Below are 302 nucleotides of genomic sequence, written 5' to 3'. Positions count from 1 at the left end.
TAGTTTCGTTGTCACAATCATCTGCAACGGTATAAGTAACTGTTAATGTACCACCAGCTCCACAAGTGGAAGCAAGGTTTGTGTACGCATAATCAGAAGTTACATCAAAAACAGCATCTGTATCACAAGCATCTGTACCGCAAGATTGAAGTGCTAATATGTTAGCAGCATTCCAATCGTTAGCAATCGTTTCATTATTTGTTCCATCACACTCGATAGTTTCATCTGCAACAGTACAAGCTGTAAGGTCAGGACCAATAGAATCGTTAAGAGTAAGTGTAGCAGTAACCGAAGAAGTATTT

Annotated in this window: 1 protein-coding gene; it reads right to left on the bottom strand. The window is 39.1% G+C overall.

All coding sequences use genetic code 11. From position 1 onward, the window contains the following. A partial coding sequence (locus tag ACVCXO_RS00070; protein WP_452227566.1) for a hypothetical protein occupies positions 1-302 on the bottom strand: 302 nt, incomplete at both ends.

Source organism: Lacinutrix sp. MEBiC02404, from assembly GCF_053601575.1.
The sequence above is the reverse complement of the archived record's forward strand: the minus strand, read 5'-3'. Positions and strand labels throughout refer to the sequence as shown.